Annotated in this window: 15 protein-coding genes and 3 pseudogenes; 9 read left to right on the forward strand and 9 right to left on the reverse strand. The window is 63.3% G+C overall.

Annotated elements, in window-relative coordinates:
- Positions 1-274: 274 nt before the first annotated feature.
- Positions 275-751 (reverse strand): Lrp/AsnC family transcriptional regulator, encoded by a 477-nt coding sequence (locus tag NKH16_RS33610; protein WP_352749915.1) that lies wholly within the window; start codon positions 749-751, stop codon positions 275-277.
- 255 nt (positions 752-1,006) lie between these two features.
- Here NKH16_RS33610 and trxB point away from each other — a divergent pair, with 255 nt between their 5' ends.
- Together trxB and NKH16_RS33620 are read left to right on the forward strand one after the other, a co-directional pair.
- The gene (gene trxB, locus NKH16_RS33615; protein ID WP_352469805.1) at positions 1,007-1,981 is read left to right on the forward strand and encodes a thioredoxin-disulfide reductase; all 975 of its coding nucleotides are present in this window, start codon (positions 1,007-1,009) and stop codon (positions 1,979-1,981) included.
- A gap of 98 nt (positions 1,982-2,079) precedes the next feature.
- On the forward strand, positions 2,080-2,976 hold the full coding sequence (locus NKH16_RS33620; protein WP_023678345.1) for a LysR family transcriptional regulator: 897 nt from the start codon (positions 2,080-2,082) through the stop codon (positions 2,974-2,976).
- A gap of 104 nt (positions 2,977-3,080) precedes the next feature.
- Here NKH16_RS33620 and NKH16_RS33625 read toward each other — a convergent pair whose 3' ends face one another.
- On the reverse strand, positions 3,081-3,725 hold the full coding sequence (locus NKH16_RS33625; protein ID WP_352458407.1) for a TetR/AcrR family transcriptional regulator: 645 nt from the start codon (positions 3,723-3,725) through the stop codon (positions 3,081-3,083).
- A 121-nt stretch (positions 3,726-3,846) separates the two neighbouring features.
- On the opposite strand from NKH16_RS33625, the gene NKH16_RS33630 reads away from it, so the two are divergent.
- Positions 3,847-4,599 carry an SDR family oxidoreductase gene (locus NKH16_RS33630; protein WP_352749912.1) on the forward strand — a complete coding sequence of 251 codons (753 nt, stop codon included), beginning with the start codon at positions 3,847-3,849 and terminating at the stop codon, positions 4,597-4,599.
- A 17-nt stretch (positions 4,600-4,616) separates the two neighbouring features.
- Here NKH16_RS33630 and NKH16_RS33635 read toward each other — a convergent pair.
- The 4 genes and pseudogenes from NKH16_RS33635 to NKH16_RS33650 all read right to left on the reverse strand — a co-directional run.
- A pseudogene (locus NKH16_RS33635) lies at positions 4,617-4,757 on the reverse strand (isoprenylcysteine carboxyl methyltransferase); the annotation flags it as partial.
- Positions 4,757-5,520: pseudogene (locus NKH16_RS33640) on the reverse strand (IS5 family transposase). The pseudogenes NKH16_RS33640 and NKH16_RS33635, both read right to left, overlap by 1 nt.
- A 43-nt stretch (positions 5,521-5,563) precedes the next feature.
- A complete protein-coding gene (locus NKH16_RS33645; protein ID WP_352458679.1) occupies positions 5,564-5,842 on the reverse strand; it encodes a DUF6959 family protein in 279 nt (92 codons plus the stop codon).
- Positions 5,843-5,923: 81 nt separating this feature from the next.
- Positions 5,924-6,277 (reverse strand): annotated as a pseudogene (locus tag NKH16_RS33650) (methyltransferase family protein); the annotation flags it as partial.
- A gap of 101 nt (positions 6,278-6,378) precedes the next feature.
- Between NKH16_RS33650 and NKH16_RS33655 the strand changes: the two are divergent.
- On the forward strand, positions 6,379-6,582 hold the full coding sequence (locus tag NKH16_RS33655) for a hypothetical protein (protein ID WP_352744481.1): 204 nt from the start codon (positions 6,379-6,381) through the stop codon (positions 6,580-6,582).
- A gap of 512 nt (positions 6,583-7,094) precedes the next feature.
- On the opposite strand, the gene NKH16_RS33660 is transcribed toward NKH16_RS33655, so the two are convergent.
- On the reverse strand, positions 7,095-9,146 hold the full coding sequence (locus NKH16_RS33660) for an elongation factor G (RefSeq protein ID WP_352749521.1): 2,052 nt from the start codon (positions 9,144-9,146) through the stop codon (positions 7,095-7,097).
- A gap of 163 nt (positions 9,147-9,309) precedes the next feature.
- Positions 9,310-10,176, reverse strand: coding sequence for an alpha/beta fold hydrolase (locus NKH16_RS33665; protein WP_352744485.1), 867 nt, complete (start codon positions 10,174-10,176; stop codon positions 9,310-9,312).
- A 147-nt stretch (positions 10,177-10,323) separates the two neighbouring features.
- Here NKH16_RS33665 and NKH16_RS33670 point away from each other — a divergent pair, with 147 nt between their 5' ends.
- Together NKH16_RS33670 and NKH16_RS33675 are read left to right on the forward strand one after the other, a co-directional pair.
- Positions 10,324-10,920, forward strand: a complete 597-nt coding sequence (locus NKH16_RS33670; protein WP_352622197.1) for a methyltransferase family protein — start codon at positions 10,324-10,326, stop codon at positions 10,918-10,920.
- 30 nt (positions 10,921-10,950) lie between these two features.
- Entirely contained in the window at positions 10,951-11,346 is a 396-nt protein-coding gene (locus tag NKH16_RS33675; protein ID WP_023678338.1) for a (R)-mandelonitrile lyase, read from the forward strand.
- A gap of 6 nt (positions 11,347-11,352) precedes the next feature.
- Here NKH16_RS33675 and NKH16_RS33680 read toward each other — a convergent pair whose 3' ends face one another.
- Positions 11,353-12,555 carry a pyridoxal phosphate-dependent aminotransferase gene (locus tag NKH16_RS33680; RefSeq protein ID WP_352705346.1) on the reverse strand — a complete coding sequence of 401 codons (1,203 nt, stop codon included), beginning with the start codon at positions 12,553-12,555 and terminating at the stop codon, positions 11,353-11,355.
- Positions 12,556-12,758: 203 nt separating this feature from the next.
- On the opposite strand from NKH16_RS33680, the gene NKH16_RS33685 reads away from it, so the two are divergent.
- The 3 genes from NKH16_RS33685 (at position 12,759) to NKH16_RS33695 (ending at position 15,374) form a co-directional block, all read left to right on the forward strand.
- The gene (locus tag NKH16_RS33685; RefSeq protein WP_352705348.1) at positions 12,759-13,652 is read left to right on the forward strand and encodes an EAL domain-containing protein; all 894 of its coding nucleotides are present in this window, start codon (positions 12,759-12,761) and stop codon (positions 13,650-13,652) included.
- On the forward strand, positions 13,649-14,503 hold the full coding sequence (locus NKH16_RS33690) for an EAL domain-containing protein (protein WP_352903772.1): 855 nt from the start codon (positions 13,649-13,651) through the stop codon (positions 14,501-14,503). Before NKH16_RS33685 ends, NKH16_RS33690 begins: the two co-directional genes overlap by 4 nt.
- Positions 14,504-14,765: 262 nt before the next feature.
- The gene (locus NKH16_RS33695; RefSeq protein WP_352749517.1) at positions 14,766-15,374 is read left to right on the forward strand and encodes a glutathione S-transferase family protein; all 609 of its coding nucleotides are present in this window, start codon (positions 14,766-14,768) and stop codon (positions 15,372-15,374) included.
- Positions 15,375-15,794 lie beyond the last annotated feature (420 nt).

Genomic DNA, 15,794 nt, shown 5'->3' on the forward strand with positions numbered 1-15,794 from the left:
GGGCGCCCCCGCGCCGGGTGAGGGGGCTTCGTAGAGCGCGGTTCCCCTCTCCGTCTCGGCTTCGCCGAGCCACCTCTCCCCACTTTCGTGGGGCGAGGAACCCAAGCTGGCATGAAGCCGCATTCTAACGCTGAAGGCGCAATTTTGTTCTTGCTTTGTGCCGGCAGCTATGCTAATAATTTGGGTATGGTGATGATTTCCACCGACGATCCCGTCCGCCGAGGCGGGTTTTTTGTTTCCGGGTTTTTGTTTCGCAGCCGCTTTGCCTGCTCTCTCAACCCGAAAACGCCACCAGCCCTTCGTCTTTGACCCGGCGGATGGTCAGCGCGGTTCGCACCGTATCGACATTGGGGGCCGAGGCCAGTTCCTCGATGACGAAGGTCTGGAAGGTGCCGAGATCGCTCGCCACGCAATGTAGCAGGAAATCGGACTCGCCCGACACCATCCAGGCGTCGCGCACGATCGGCCAGCCGCGGGTGCGCTCGGCGAAGGTCTTGAGTTCGGCGTCGGCCTGGTGATGCAGGCCGATCAGACAGAAGGCGACGACGTCGAGGCCGAGCGCCGGAGCGTTGAGCAAAGCGCGGTAGCCGCGGATGATGCCGGCCTCTTCCAGCCGCCTGACGCGGCGCAGGCACGGCGGCGCCGAAATGCCGACGCGGCTCGACAGTTCGACATTGGTCATGCGTCCGTCCTGCTGAAGCTCGCGCAGGATCTTCCAGTCGATGGCATCGAGATCGGCCTTGATCGGCATGGTGGCTTCCGTGGTGACGCGAAAGAATCTTTCGCGACTTTGTAATTAAACGACTTTGCTGTCTATTCCATCCGCTGGATCGAGGATTTTCGCATCATCTTGCTGCGGGTTGCTTGTCGCCGTCGCCGGCGCCGAAGCTTTCCGGGGACGAACGGCAACTTGCCTTGCTGGCGTCGCAGGCAACACTTACATTACGCGCAACAATCGACGAGAGTTCATGCCACAATCCATGGCTGCTCCCCGCAGAGGTTTTTCATGATCACCAAGCATGCGCCTGTTCTCATCATCGGCTCCGGCCCCGCCGGCTATACGGCGGCGATCTATGCCGCCCGCGCCATGCTCAAGCCGATGCTGGTCGCCGGCCTGCAGCAGGGCGGGCAACTGATGATCACCACCGATGTCGAAAACTATCCGGGCTTCGCCGAACCGATCCAGGGTCCATGGCTGATGAGCGAGATGCTCAGGCAGGCCGAGCATGTCGGCACCGACATCGTCAACGACATCATCACCGAGGTCGACCTCAACGTGCGGCCGTTCCGCGCCAAGGGCGATTCCGGCACGATCTATACCGCCGACGCGCTGATCATCGCCACCGGCGCCCAGGCCAAATGGCTGGGCATCCCGAGCGAACACACCTTTATGGGATTTGGCGTCTCGGCCTGCGCCACCTGCGACGGCTTCTTCTACCGCGGCAAGGACGTCGCGGTGATCGGCGGCGGCAATTCGGCGGTGGAGGAAGCGCTCTATCTCTCCAACCTGGCCAAGAGCGTCACCGTCATCCACAGGCGCAGCGATTTCCGCGCCGAGCGCATCCTGCGCGAGCGGCTGCTGCGGAAAGACAATGTCCGCATCATCTGGGACACGGTGGTCGACGAGATCACCGGCAGGCCCGGCAAGGCGCCGCTGCCGCCGTCGGTCGAAGGGCTGAAGCTGCGCAACGTGGTGACCGGGCAGGAGATGCATCTGGTGGTCGACGGCGTGTTCGTGGCGATCGGCCACGCGCCGGCGGTCGAGCTGTTTGCCGGCAAGCTGAAGCAGAAGCCGAACGGCTATCTGTGGACGGCGCCGGATTCGACCCGCACCGATATGCCGGGTGTGTTCGCCGCCGGCGACGTGACCGACGACATCTACCGCCAGGCGGTGACGGCGGCCGGTCTCGGCTGCATGGCCGCGCTTGAGGCGGAAAAATATCTGGCGGGGATCGAGGTTCACCGCGAAGCGGCGGAGTGATTGTTCGATAAGCGGCTGAGAAAAGCCGCGCAAAAGCCTGATTTTTCATTCAGACGCCGAAAACAGGCGGACGCCAGAAAACAGGACGAGGGGAAATCATGGCGTTGGATTGGGACAAGCTACGCGTGTTTCACGCCGCGGCGGAAGCGGGGTCGTTCACCCATGCCGCGGAAACACTGCATTTGTCGCAATCGGCGATCTCGCGGCAGGTCAGCGCGCTCGAGCATGACGTCGGCGTGCCGCTGTTCAATCGCCATGCCCGCGGCCTGGTGCTGACCGAGCAGGGCGAGATGCTGTTCCGCACGGCGCACGACGTGCTGATGAAGCTCGAAACCATCAAGTCGCGACTGACCGAAACCAAGGACCGGCCCTCCGGCGTGCTCAGGGTGACGACCACGGTCGGCCTCGGCGCCGGCTGGCTGACAGAGCGCGTGCAGGAATTCATCGAGCTCTATCCCGAGGTCAGCCTGCAGCTCATCCTGGCCAATGAGGAGCTCGATCTCACGATGCGCCAGGCCGACTGCGCCATCCGGCTGCGCCAGCCGCAGCAGCCGGACCTCATCCAGCGCCGCCTGTTCACCGTGCATTTCCATCTCTACGCGGCGCCATCCTATGTAAACAAATACGGCAAGCCGAATTCGATCGCCGAGCTGAAAACCCATCGCATCGTCACCTTCGGCGTGCCGGTGCCGGCGCATCTGTCGGAACTGAACTGGCTGGAGACGGTCGGCGATTTCGAAGGCGGGCAAAGGGTGCCGACGCTGCAGATCAACGACATATTGTCGATCAAGCGGGCGGTGCAGGGCGGCGCCGGCATCGCCATGCTGCCGGATTACGTGGTCAGCAAGGATTCCGGACTGGTGCAGTTGCTGCCCGAGACCGAAGTGCCGTCCTTCGATACCTATTTCGCCTATCCCGATGCGATGAAGAACCAGGCGAAGCTGCATGTCTTCCGCGATTTCATCATCGCCAAGGCGCGCAGCTGGTCGTTCTGATTTAATGCATGTCGCGCAAAAGCGTGCAGCGGTTTTGCGATAAGGACATGCATCAAACAAGAACCTAAAGCGCGTCGCATCAGGTCGGTCGAACGCAACGCGCTTTAGGAACGCGTATCCGCCAGCGTGCTGGCGCCGTAGCGCAAACCGTCGACCAGCAGGGCAACCATGCGCCGCGCCTGGGCAGGGCCGCCGCCATGTGCCGGCATGGCAAGGCTGGCGGCCGCCCCCAACAGGTCGCCCGGCTCGATATCGGCGCGCACCTCGCCGGCCGCGGCCGCCGCCTCCAGCAATGTTTGAAGCGCGGGCCGGAGCCGTTGGTTGAAATAGGCAGGCAAAGTGTCGAATGCCGGATTGCCTGAGTACAAGGCTGCCGCGAGGCCGCGTTTTGCCGTGATGAAATCCACATAGCGCTGCATCCACAGGGCCAGCGCTTCACCGGGCTCATGCTTTCCGGCCAGGATCGGCGCGGCGTCCGCACAGGCGTCAACCTCGTTGCGGAAGACGGCCACGATCAGGTCCGAGCGCTGTGGAAAATGGCGGTAGACGGTGCCGACGCCGACGCCAGCCTTTTCCGCGATCTCTCGCACCGGAGCCTCCACGCCGGAGGTCGCGAACACCGCCATGGCCGCCCGGAGCAACGCGTCGATGTTGCGCCGTGCGTCGGCGCGCACGTGGCGATCCGCGCGGTCGCGGGGTTCCAGACCATCGCCTTGATCCGTTTTGCCGTTCGGCGTTTTTTCGCCCATCAAATTACCTCTTGCAAACGGAACCTTGTTCCGGATATATGTGGAACGTGGTTCCGTTTGACTTGTATCTAGCACGGCAAAGCGGTGTTGGCCACACATCGGTGCACAAAAGGAGATTACCATGCAGGACAAACCCGTCGCCCTGGTCACCGGGGCCAACAAGGGCATCGGTCTTCAGATCGCCAAGGACCTCGCGGCGAACGGCCTTACCGTGCTCGTAGGATCGCGCAGGCTCGAGCATGCCGAGGCAGCCGCAAATAGCATCGGAGAGGATGCCCACGCCCTGCAGCTCGACGTCACCGATCAGGCGTCGATCGCCGCCGCGGCAGAGCGCATCCGCATCGAACTCGGCCGCCTCGACGTGCTGGTGAACAATGCCGGCATCTCCCATGCGGGAAAGCCCGGCACGTCGTTCGAGGAGATCATCAACTCGGGCCGCCCGAGTGTTGCCTCTCTCGACGACGTACGCGCGGTGTTCGAGACGAACGTGTTTGGCATCGTCGCCGTCACGCAAGCGATGCTGCGGCTCCTTCGTGAGGCGCCGGCGGCGCGTATCGTCAACGTATCGAGCGGCGCCGGCTCGCTGACATTGAACGCGGATCCGGCCTTTCCGTACCGCACTTCGTTTGGCGCCGTTTACAACCCGTCGAAGACGGCCGTCAACGCGATGACGCTCGCCTTCGCCATCGAGCTCGAGGAGACCGGCATCAAGGTCAACGCTGCCTGCCCGGGCTACACCGCGACGGAGCTCAACAACTTCCAAGGTCCGCGCACCGTCGAACAGGCCGCGCGGGAGCCCGTGCGCCTCGCCCTTCTCGATGCGAACGGCCCGACGGGCACGTTCTCGAACGAGGACGGCCCGCTGCCGTGGTGACGGCCTTGGAGCCTGCCTCAGCCGCGCCAAGGTGTCAGGCGGGGCAGCCAGCCTGGTACGGCACGGCGATAGGCCTCATATTCGTCACCGTAGCGGCGGGCAAGCGTCGGTTCCTCATATAGTCTCACGAAGGAGATCATGGCGGCCGCGGCGATGACTAGGCCGTAGACTCATTAGCGCGAAGCCATAGCCTGATCGAAGCGAGCTGGATCATGGCGAGGAAGTTGGCAGCCAGCTTGTCGTAGCGGGTGGCGACGCGACGGAAGTGCTTCAGCTTGGAGAAGAACCGCTCGATCAGGTTGCGCTCGCGATAGAGCCGCTTGCTGAAGCAGGGTTTCCACTCCGGTTGCGCTTGGCCGGGATGTTCGGCGTGGCACCCTGCTGCTGGATCAGCTCCCGGATGCGGTCGGCATCATAGGCCTTGTCCGCCAGCACGATGGCGCGCGGACCGAGGTGGTCGAGGAATGTATCGACGATCTGCCCGTCATGGGCTTGCCCTGCTGTCAGGCCGAGCCGGATCGGCAGCCCGCACGCATCGACGACCACGTGGATCTTGGTCGTGAGCCCGCCTCGGGAGCGGCCGAGACATTGATCTGCATCCCCTTTTTTCCTGTCGCAGCCTGCTGGTGCGCCCGGATAGAAGTGCTGTCGATCATCTGGATTTCACCGTCATGCGCGGCACTGACAGCGTCCATGAGCCGATGCCACACGCCTGCTTTTCGCCATCGCACGAAGCGGTTGTAACAGGTCGTGCGCGGTCCATAACGCTCCGGCAGGTCGCGCCACGGTGCGCCTGATCGTAGCACCCGAAGATGCCGTTCAGCACGCGGCGGTCGTCCACGCGCGGCACGCCTCGCGGCTTGTTGGCAGGAGCGGTTGGATCACGCGCCATTCGAAGTCGGTCAGATCATATCGGCTCATACAGCCGCTGAATCACATCAGCGACGATATTGAAAGGCCGGCTTCAGGGTGCCTGCTGTTCTGAGAAGGGAAGCGCTATGTCGTGCTCCAGCAGTGTAACCTTATAATGGTTGAGATATGACCACAGAGCGTTGCGAAGATCATTCAGTTCGTCGTAACCCGGCGAACCTCGCCCGACTTCCTTGCAGGCCAGATCCGCTCGCTGACACAGAATATAAAGGCTGTCACCCTGAACGAGAACGCCGGGGAAGGCCCGACCAGGATGCCGCATGACAGCGGCATTGGTCTTGTCCGATAGTATCTCGACGTTCTCGCTACGCATCAGTGTCTCGCGGATCGGCTTGCTGCACCGTCAGAGCATGAGCCCGCTCACTCCGCAACCCTTTATGGGTTCACGACCTAGATAGGCGGCGACCGTCCAGCTCGAAAACAGCAATGCCTGGCCGAGGACGATCGACAGCACGGCGACGTACATCGGATTGCGGACGTGGCGGCAGATGCCGCCGACGACCAGCCTCTCGGTCGGCGCGACCGGGGCGGGGGTACCCAGGCCCTCCAGGGCAAACCGGGCAAAGGCGTGCAGCAGTATGGCTGTGCCGGCGACAACCAGCAGCCAGCCCACAGGAACGAAACCGGGCAGTCGCGACCAGGGCAGGCGATAGCGATCGGTCAGCAGCCAGGGCAACAGTCCGGCGACCACGCCGGGCGCTACAGCAAGGAAGATGACGCTGCCGGCGATCGCCGAAGTGGCTCGCATATAGCTCTCCTTACGGGCGCGGCCTTGAACGGTCTCCTGCAACGCGCTTCAGGTCTTGTCCGGCATGTAACCCAAACCGCTGCACCCTCAGGTCAAGCTCGATGGCGGGCTTTTGGGCGGCATGCACCAGCAAGGTCTGGCTGCCGAAAAAACAAACGCGTGCTGCACGATTCCACGTCATCCTGCGTTTTTCGATTTTCCGAGCAGGAATCGCTGCTGATTCGCGGCCGTGGATCGATTTTTGCCTTGCCGCAGGCTGTATTTCAGCGATTCAACTGGTCCTATTGCGCTTCGGGACGGATTAGACCACAGCCGGCGCCTTTTTGCATGTGAGTGTTGCAAAATAGATGCTTGTTTCTTGGGCATGAAGAGCACATATATAGATCATCTCCTGAGCGCGTTCTCCTCCCATTAGCGCTCTCGAGTGTTCCCCTCTGGAGGTTAGCCCTAACAGGCACTTCCAATCAAACTCAGCCGGGTCTTCATTGATCCGGCTTTTTTGTTGCCCGAAACCAACACATCGCCAGAAAATCGACCGGAACGGTCGCGTAACAGTGACATGTAACCTCGGGTAACATGCCGCGGGCGCGCCAAATCGATTAAGCAGAGTACAGGACGCGGTGTGGCTCGTCCGGGGGATGGGGGCATCACTCGGACGACCCGGGCTCAGGCAGCTACCGCGTCCGAACCTTCCTCCGCCAAAACACCGGCGGCAAGCATGCGGCGGACCTGCCGTTTCGCCTCCCACGAAGACGGTCCGCAAGAAACGGCGCCCGAATGATCCGGGCGCCGTTTCCTGTTGGGCCGCAAAGGCAGCTCAGGCGGCCTTGCCGTTGGCGTTCAGCGCTTCGTCGGCCAACCGCCCGGTGAGTTCGGCCATGTGGTCGAAGACGGCCCGGTAGCTGGCGACACCCGCCGTGGCCGAGCGCAGCTCGATGATGAGGTCGCCGATCTCGGCTTGCGGCATGGTCGCCTCGACGACGTCCCATCCGGGCCAGTCGGGCCGCGCGTCGTAGCCGAGGATCTGGCCGCGCCGCTGCGGGATCAGCGCAATGATCTTCGACGTCGCGTCGGACGGCGTGACGATCTCGACCTTCATCACCGGCTCGAGCAGCACCGGCGAGCACGCGGCCATGCCTTCTTTCATCGCCAGCTTCGCTGCCATCTGGAAGGCCATGTCGGAGGAATCGACCGCATGGTAGGAGCCGTCGGAAAGGTTGACGGCAACATCGACGACCGGGAAGCCGAGCGGCCCGGACTTCAGGTAGTCACGCACGCCGGTCTCGACCGACTGGATGTAGGTCTTCGGCACGACGCCGCCGGTGATCGTATCGGTGAACTGGAAGCCTGACCCGCGCGGCAGCGGTTTGATCTCAATCACGACGTCGCCGAACTGGCCGTGGCCGCCTGATTGTTTCTTGTGGCGGCCGCGCTGCTGCGTCGCTTTGCGGATCGTCTCGCGGTAGGGCACGGCCGGCACATGGCCTTCGACCGGGATCTGGTTCTTGCCTTCCAGCCGCTCGCGCACGACGCGCAGATGCATCTCGCCATGGCCGGACAGCACGGTTTCGGCCGAATCCTGGTTGTGATGCAGGTTGAGTGAGGGATCTTCCTCGGCCAGGCGCTGGATGGCCGCCGACATCTTGACCTCGTCCTTGCGCTCTTTCGGCCGCAGCGCGAAGGCGAAGACCGGTTGCGGCGGCGCCAGCGTGACCAGCGGCTGGATGCCGCCCTTGGTCGAGCTCAGCGTCTGGCCGGTCCTGACGGCGTCCAGCTTGCCGAGCGCGACCGTGTCGCCGGCCTTGGCCGAAGTCAGCTTGACCTGGTCCTTGCCGAGCATCTTGTAGATGCCGGAGACCTTTGCCGTTTCGCCATTGGAAAGGAACAGCTCGGCGGCGTCGGCGACCTGGCCGGACAGGATGCGCGACACAGACAGCTTGCCGCCATGCGCGGTGTGGATGGTCTTCATCACCTGGACCACGGTGGCATTGCCATCGGGAGCGCCGAGGCGCTGGCGCGTCGCCTCGATGTCGGGTGCGTCGTGACGGATCGCCTTCAACAGGCGCAGCACGCCATTGCCCTTCTCGGCGGTGCCGATCAGCACCGGCGTCACCATGCCGTCGCGCAGGTCGGCGGCAAGATCGTCGAAGATCGCATCCTTCGGCGGTTCGATCTCGTCCAGCAATTGCTCCATCAGCCGGTCGTCATGGTCGGCGAGCGTCTCCAGCATGGAAAAGCGCGCCTCGAGCTCGCGCGCCTTGTCGTCGCTCGGGATCTGGGCGACCTCGCTCTCGGCATATTCGCGGTAGATGTAGGCACGCTCCAGAGCGAGGTCGATCGAGCCGATGACGACGGCGTCCTTGCGCAGCGGGATCTGGCGCAGCAGTAATGGCACCGAGCTTGCCGGCTGCAGCATCTTCAGCGTGTCGCGCACACCTGCTATCGCCTTGTCGACCTTGTTCAGGAACAGCATGCGCGGCACGCCGAGCTCGTCGAGCTTGCGCATGATCAGCTGCAGGGCAGGGATCTTCTTCTCGTCGGCCTCGGCAACGACCACGGCGACGTCGCAGGCGGCCAGCACCGGCTCGGCTTCGAAGGAGAATTCGATGGAGCCGGGACAATCGACGAAGGTGAACGGCTCGCCCATGAAATCGGTGGTGGCGAAGGTCGCCTCGACGCTCATGCCGTGAGCGCGCGCCTCGGGCGAATGATCGGAAACGGTATTTCCGGACGAAACGGGATTCTGGCGGGGAATGGCGCCTGTACGGGCGAGTATGGCTTCGAGAAGTGTCGTCTTACCGCTTGCGAAGGGACCGACTATGGCAATGCATTTCGGTCCCGTGCGTCGTCCTCCGGCGCGAGTACCCATGGCTGACCTCCACTCAGGCGTTTCCCTGTAAGCGGCGGCCGGCCTGTCGGCCGTCGCGGGCGAGGCTTTTTTCAATTTGCCACCTACCCAAAGGGCATCGTCCCACGGGCAGGCCGGGAGGGCAAGGGATTTGAGGTTGAAGGGATTTGAAGTTGAGGCCGGTTCAGCCGGTGCCGGTTCGGCGCGACGCCAGTGGCGTTGCGTCCACGCGCTGCACCGCCACCGTCTCGGCAAAGCGCGCGAGCAACGGATTGAACAGGTCCGCACGCTCCCAGAAAGGCGCATGCCCGGCGCCGGCGATGATGTGGCAATGCTCCCACAGCGAGCCGTATGCGAGTGTCTCAAAATAGCCGAGCCGGACGAACGGATCGTTCTCGCCATTGACGATAGCGACCGGAAACGCGGCTTGCTCGACCACCTGTCTCTGGTCGGCGCCCTTGCCGGTGAGCATGCCGCGCGTCACCGCGGCGCGCAGCCGGCCGTCGGTGCGCAGGATGGCTTGGCGAAAGGACGGATCGGCGGTGTCGCCGAAACACAGCGTCTCGAAGCGCTCGGCATCGCGTTCGGAATACGTCTTTTTGGACGCCAGCAGCATGTCCCAATGCGCGTGGAAGCCGCGCAGCATGCCGAAAGGACCCTTCGATACCGGCGGCGCGCCGGTCAGCATCAGCCCGCCGACGGCGCGGTGAAAACTCGCGAGTTCGATTGCCACGTGCCCGCCAAGCGACCAGCCGAAGACGACGGCGCGGCCGATGCCCAAGGCATTGAGGAGCTGAGCCGCCGATTGGGCAAGGCCGGCGATGGTGTAGTCCGTCGCCGGATTGCGGGCGTCCGACGATTCGCCATGGCCGGGCAGGTCGAAAGCAATCAACCGATGGGCAGCGGCCAACGGGCTGTCGAACTGGCGGGCGAATACGGCGCGCGAACTGCCCGAGCCGTGGATCAGGACAAGCGGGATGCCGGGTCCCGACGACTGGCTGAGGCGCAAATCCGCTTGCGGCGTGCGGATCGTGCGGTGGGAAACGGCCATATCTGGTTTGGACCTTGGGATTGTCTCCAGGTCAACATCGCATGCCGAGGTCACCATGTTGTTTAGAACGGTGGTTAAGAAATGATTTCTCGGCTTGCGCCGGGTATGATGAACGAATCCACCACAGCTAACCCCCGGAGCCTGATGATGGAATCCACGCTCGACCTTCTCGTCTCGATCAGCAGCATCGCGACGCTCGGCCAATATGCCTGGTCGATGCGCGCGCATTTCCAGTCGCAGACCATGTCTCAAGGCGCGATGATCATTTCGGCCGTCGTGGTCGGCACGGCGCTGTTCTTTCTTGCGCTGCTGTGGATCGAGCGGCAGCCGGTGGCGGCGAAGATCGGCGGGCTCGCCATCGAACTGGCAAGCTCGGCGCTGTTCTGGTGGGCGATCTCGGTCTCCCGCAAGGCGGGGCTGCGGTTCGCATTCGATCCTGACAATCCCGACAGCCTGGTGACCGAAGGCCCTTATCTCCATGTCCGGCATCCGTTCTACACGTCCTACATCATCTTCTGGATCGGATGGGGTATCGCGACCTGGTCGGTCTGGGCGGTGGTGCCGGTCGCCGGCATCGTTACGATCTACGTGATCGCAGCCTTGGACGAAGAGCGAAAATTTTCGCGGACAAGGTTGGCCGATGCCTACGACGCTTACCGCACGCGGACCGGTCTGTTCTGGCCGCGTTTTGCCCGCAGCCGGCAGGAGATGCAGCCGGCATCGGACGAAAGTGGTAGGGTCTAAGACACTGGATTGAATCGAGGACTTGCGACGATGAAGATTATTGCCTGCGGCAGCGTGCCGACGATTGTTGCGCCGGAAAAATACTTCACTGGCCGGGTTTTGCAGACGCCGATCATCGAGAAAGAGGCACCGGCGCGGCTCAGAGCCACGCTGGTCAGCTTCGAGCCCGGCGCCCGCACCCACTGGCACACGCATCCGCTTGGCCAGACGCTCTATGTCACGTCCGGTGCCGGTCTCGTGCAAAGCTGGGGCGGGCCGCTGCAGGAGATCAGGGCCGGCGACGTCATCTCCTTTGCGGCCGGCGAAAAGCATTGGCACGGCGCCGCGCCCAAATCGGCGATGACCCACATCGCCATGCAGGAGGCGCTCGAGGGTGTGCATGTCGATTGGCTGGAGAAGGTGAACGACGAGCAGTATGGCGGCTGAAACGTCTCAGACCAGCGCGGCGGTAAAGCGCTGGATGCGGGTGCAGGCCTCTTCGAGCAGAGCCTCCGACGTGGCGTAGGAGATGCGGAAGTTCGGGCCTAGGCCAAAGGCCGAGCCGAAAACAACCGCCACGCCCTCGGCCTCGAGCAGTTCCGAACAGAAGGTTTCGTCGCTGTCGATCACCTTGCCGCTCTTGGTCTTCCTGCCGATCAGCTGGGCACAGGAGGGATAGACGTAGAACGCACCCTCCGGCGATGGGCAGGTGATGCCGCGCGCCTGGTTGAGCATCGAGACGACGAGATCGCGCCGGCCCTGGAAGATCGCCTTGTTCTTCGGGATGAAATCCTGCGGGCCGTTCAGCGCTTCGACCGCCGCCCATTGGGCGATGGTGCAGGCGCCGGAGGTCTGCTGGCCCTGGATCATGTCCATCGCCTTGATCAGCGGCACCGGGCCTGCCGCGTAGCCGATGCGCCAGCCGGTCATGGCATAGGCCTTCGACACGCCGTTCATCGTCAGCGTGCGCTCATAGAGCTTAGGCTCGACCTCGGCGATGGTCTTGAAGACGAAGTCGCCATAGGTCAGGTGCTCGTACATGTCGTCGGTCAGCACCCAGACATGGGGATGCTTCAACAGCACGTCGGCCAGGCTCTTGAGTTCCGCTTCGGTGTAGGCTGCGCCCGAAGGGTTCGACGGCGAGTTCATCAACAGCCATTTGGTGCGCGGCGTGATCGCCTTTTCCAGCACGGCCGCCGTCAGCTTGAAGCCGTTGTCGATCGAGGTGTCGGCAAAGGCCGAGGTGCCGCCGCAGATCGCCACCATTTCGGGATAACTCACCCAGTAGGGCCGCGGGATGATCACTTCGTCGCCGGGGTTCAGCGTCGCCATGAAGGCGTTGAACAGGATCTGCTTGCCGCCGGTGCCGACGATGGTCTGCTCCGGCCGGTAGTCGAGATTATTCTCGCGCTTGAATTTTTTTGCGATCGCATCGCGCAGCGGCACGATGCCGGATACCGGCGGATACTTCGTCTCGCCGCGGCGGATGGCCTCGATCGCGGCGTTCTTGATGTTGTCGGGGGTGTCGAAGTCCGGCTCGCCGGCGCCCAGCCCGATCACGTCGCGGCCGGCGTTTTTCAGCTCGCGCGCCTTCTGCGTCACCGCGATGGTCGCGGAAGGCTTTACGCGGGAAAGGACGTCGGCAAGAAAGGCCATGACAGATATCTCCAGAAAAGACCGGCGGGCGAAGGCGCCGCGGCGCCTCTCATGTCGCATCATCTGGTCAAGCGCAAGCCCAGCGCAGGCATTGTCGAATGAGCCAGCGCGCAATGCTGGAAACAATAAATTCACCAACGATCGGTAAAAGCTAGAACGGCAGGGACCGTAGCCGGTCCGCCAGTCTCGCACAGCGAGGAACCGTGACGCGCAGCATCGGGCTTGCCCATATCATCCGCCATGATGACGGCACCGCCAGCGGTGTCTGGGGGGTCTATACGCTGCAAAGCGCGTTCCAGCCGATCTTCGCCTTCAACAAGGGCAAGCTTTCCGTCGTCGCGTTCGAGGGGCTGATCCGGCCGTTCCGCGAAGGCGAGCCGCAGCCGCCAATGAGTTTCTTCAACAGCTGTCCGGCGGTCGACCGCCTGCATATCGAGGCGCTGACACGGACGCTGCACCTTCTGAACGCCGGCGCCTGCCTGCCGCGAGACGCCTCCATCTTCATCAATTTCGATCCATCGGTGTTCACCGACCGCAGCATCGCCGACAAGGCGCTGCGCGAAATGCGGCTGGTGCTGCACGAGGCCGACATCGATCCGCGCCGCGTCGTCTGCGAGGTCACCGAACAGAAATCTGCGTCGCAGGAAACGCTCTACAATTTCGTCGAGGCGCTCAGGGGCAATGGTTTGCGCATTGCCGTCGACGATTACGGCGCCGACGAATCCGACATCAATCGCATCAAGGAACTCAGGCCAGACATCGTCAAGTTCGACGCCGACTGGATTATGACGCTGATGGAATCCGGTGCCGGCTTCGCCTTGCTGACCGCTATGGTGACCAGCTTCGAAGAGCAAGGCATCCGTACGGTATTCGAGGGCATCGAGACGGGCTGGCAGCTCGAGCTCGCCGAAAAGTCGGGCGCCTCGATGGTGCAAGGCTTCGTGCTGGCACGCCCGGAGCTTGCACCGACCAGCTTTCACGTCTTCGACAAGGCCGGGCAGGCATCAGCGGTGTCGCCCGATAAGGACAAAGTGCCCACGGCCGTTTCGACCTCGCGGCGACCGATGCGGGCTTTCGGGCGCAGGGTGGCACCGTGACCGGGCGGGCCGACATGCGGCGCAAGGTCGGCGAAGCGATCTTTGCCGACGAGGTCGGCATCGAATATGGCGTCTACGGCGCATTCCGGCTGAGGAGCGCCTACCAGCCGGTCTTCGCGCCGCGCGGCAGGTTTCTTGCCGCCGTCGCGGTCGAGGGACTGATCGAGCCGCATCGCGCAGGCAGGCCGGTGGCGCCGCAAATCTTCTTCGAAGGTGTGCCGGCAGGGGATCGGCTGTTTGTCGAAACCATGTGCCGGGTGCTGCATTTGCGCAACTTCCGCAACATCGGCGTCGACGGGCTCGACCTGTTCTTCAATTACAATCCGCTGATCAACGATGACCCCGCACGGGCGCTGGCCGAAATCAGGCTGATGACCAGGCATCTGGCGGATTTCGGCCTGCATCCTGGCATGCTGGTCTGCGAGATCACCGAACAGGCGGCCGGCGACAAGGTGCTTGTCAGCCTGGCGCGCGAGATGCGGCGCGACGGCGTCCGCATCGCCATCGACGATTTCGGCACCGGGCATTCGACCGAAGAAAGGGTAGCGCTGGTGCAGCCCGACATCGTCAAGATCGACGGCACCTGGTTCGCAGAATTCTGCCGCCATGCCGCCGCCGAGCGGTTTTTCCGGCCGCTGGTTTCGACGCTGCACGACCGTGGCGCCAAGGTGCTGGTCGAAGGCGTCGAGAACGCCACGCATCTGCGCGTCGCGCTGGATGGCGGCGTCGACCTGCTGCAGGGCTTTTACCTTGCCCGGCCGGCGCTGGCCGGTACGCTGTTCGACGAGGAGCCTCTGTCGATCGACAGGCTGCTTGGCAGGGATAACAACGTCATCCCCTTGTTCGGCTAGGATATGTCGAGATTCAAGTGATGCCGGCCTGCGAACGGCGGTTTCCTGCGCTTCCGGTGCTCACGTACCCAAAGTACGCTCCGCTCCGGTTCTCGGAACCCACCCTTCTCGGCTCGGCCTGACTTGAATCTCGATATATCCTGAAATGCATCAGCGGCGCTGATGGTTACGCCAAAACAAATCACTGGATGAAGCCGCCGCTGCCGCGATAGAGGCTGGATCAAGCCCTGAGACGGGTGGTTGCGAGCAAGGGGGAGCACCGATGATACTCTATGGAATGATCGACAGCGGCAATTGCTACAAGCCGCGCCTGTTGATGGCCAAGCTCGGCATCGCTTTCACCAACGTCGAGGTCAGCTCGCACACCGGCGACACGCGCAAGCCCGACTATGTCGCGAAAAACCCGAACGCCATGGTGCCGCTGCTCGAACTCGACGACGGCCGCCGGCTGGCCGAATCCAATGCCATCCTGCTCTATCTCGCCGAAGGCACGCGGTTTCTGCCGGCGGACAGATACGAACGCGCGCTGGCCTATCAGTGGCTGTTCTTCGAGCAATACAGCCACGAGCCTTATATCGCCGTGCGCAGGGCGCTGCTGACCTTCCCTGAAAGAGCCAAGGATGCGACGCCGGAGCGGCTGGCGGTGACGCTGGAGCGCGGCAACAAGGCGCTCGGCGTCATGAACAAGCACCTGGCTGGCAGCACGTTCTTTGCCGGCGATGCTCTGAGCGTCGCCGACATTGCGCTCTATGCCTATACGCATACGGCCGAGATGGGTGGCTTCCAGCTCGACGCCTATCCGGCGGTGGCCGCCTGGCTGAAAAGGGTCGAGACCGATCCGGGGCATGTGCCGCTGGAGTGGGTGGGTTGAGTGCAACTCGCCGACTTTGCTGAGCAACGTTGACAATTGGCGAAAGCTTCGGCGAAAGCGTCCTTCTCCCCGTCACTATACGGGGAGAAGGAGCTGTATCGCCGGTTTCGCCAATTGTCGGCGTTTAAAATCCAGACAGCAAAAAGGCGGGACAAAATCCCGCCTTCCCATGCTTGGTAGCCTGATCGGGAGCGTTTTGGCCGGGCCGGCAGCAATCTGCTGCTTCGGCTTGTCGGGGTCTTTCGCTCCGGCGCGCTTCTCGCGCGACCGCCAGTACATCCGTGACTTGCCGCGGGCCCCCGGGGGGGGGCCGGCCCGCGGCCGAAGCCAAAAAAAGGGGGCGTGGGGAGAGGAGCCGCGGGCGCCGTGGCACGGGGGGGGGGGGGGGGGAGGGGGCGGGTGTTATTTTTGGGGGGGACC

Source organism: Mesorhizobium sp. M1307, from assembly GCF_040318155.1.
Lineage (GTDB): Bacteria > Pseudomonadota > Alphaproteobacteria > Rhizobiales > Rhizobiaceae > Mesorhizobium.

Excerpts from the sequence above, each read along its gene's own strand:
- NKH16_RS33680 (WP_352705346.1), bottom strand. The coding sequence starts at position 12,555 with ATGGCCTTTCTTGCCGACGTCCTTTCCCGCGTAAAGCCTTCCGCGACC.
- NKH16_RS33675 (WP_023678338.1), top strand. The coding sequence starts at position 10,951 with ATGAAGATTATTGCCTGCGGCAGCGTGCCGACGATTGTTGCGCCGGAA.
- NKH16_RS33645 (WP_352458679.1), bottom strand. The coding sequence starts at position 5,842 with ATGCGTAGCGAGAACGTCGAGATACTATCGGACAAGACCAATGCCGCT.
- NKH16_RS33620 (WP_023678345.1), top strand. The coding sequence starts at position 2,080 with ATGGCGTTGGATTGGGACAAGCTACGCGTGTTTCACGCCGCGGCGGAA.
- NKH16_RS33625 (WP_352458407.1), bottom strand. The coding sequence starts at position 3,725 with ATGGGCGAAAAAACGCCGAACGGCAAAACGGATCAAGGCGATGGTCTG.
- NKH16_RS33665 (WP_352744485.1), bottom strand. The coding sequence starts at position 10,176 with ATGGCCGTTTCCCACCGCACGATCCGCACGCCGCAAGCGGATTTGCGC.
- trxB (WP_352469805.1), top strand. The coding sequence starts at position 1,007 with ATGATCACCAAGCATGCGCCTGTTCTCATCATCGGCTCCGGCCCCGCC.
- NKH16_RS33660 (WP_352749521.1), bottom strand. The coding sequence starts at position 9,146 with ATGGGTACTCGCGCCGGAGGACGACGCACGGGACCGAAATGCATTGCC.
- NKH16_RS33610 (WP_352749915.1), bottom strand. The coding sequence starts at position 751 with ATGCCGATCAAGGCCGATCTCGATGCCATCGACTGGAAGATCCTGCGC.
- NKH16_RS33630 (WP_352749912.1), top strand. The coding sequence starts at position 3,847 with ATGCAGGACAAACCCGTCGCCCTGGTCACCGGGGCCAACAAGGGCATC.
- NKH16_RS33670 (WP_352622197.1), top strand. The coding sequence starts at position 10,324 with ATGGAATCCACGCTCGACCTTCTCGTCTCGATCAGCAGCATCGCGACG.
- NKH16_RS33695 (WP_352749517.1), top strand. The coding sequence starts at position 14,766 with ATGATACTCTATGGAATGATCGACAGCGGCAATTGCTACAAGCCGCGC.
- NKH16_RS33655 (WP_352744481.1), top strand. The coding sequence starts at position 6,379 with ATGGCGGGCTTTTGGGCGGCATGCACCAGCAAGGTCTGGCTGCCGAAA.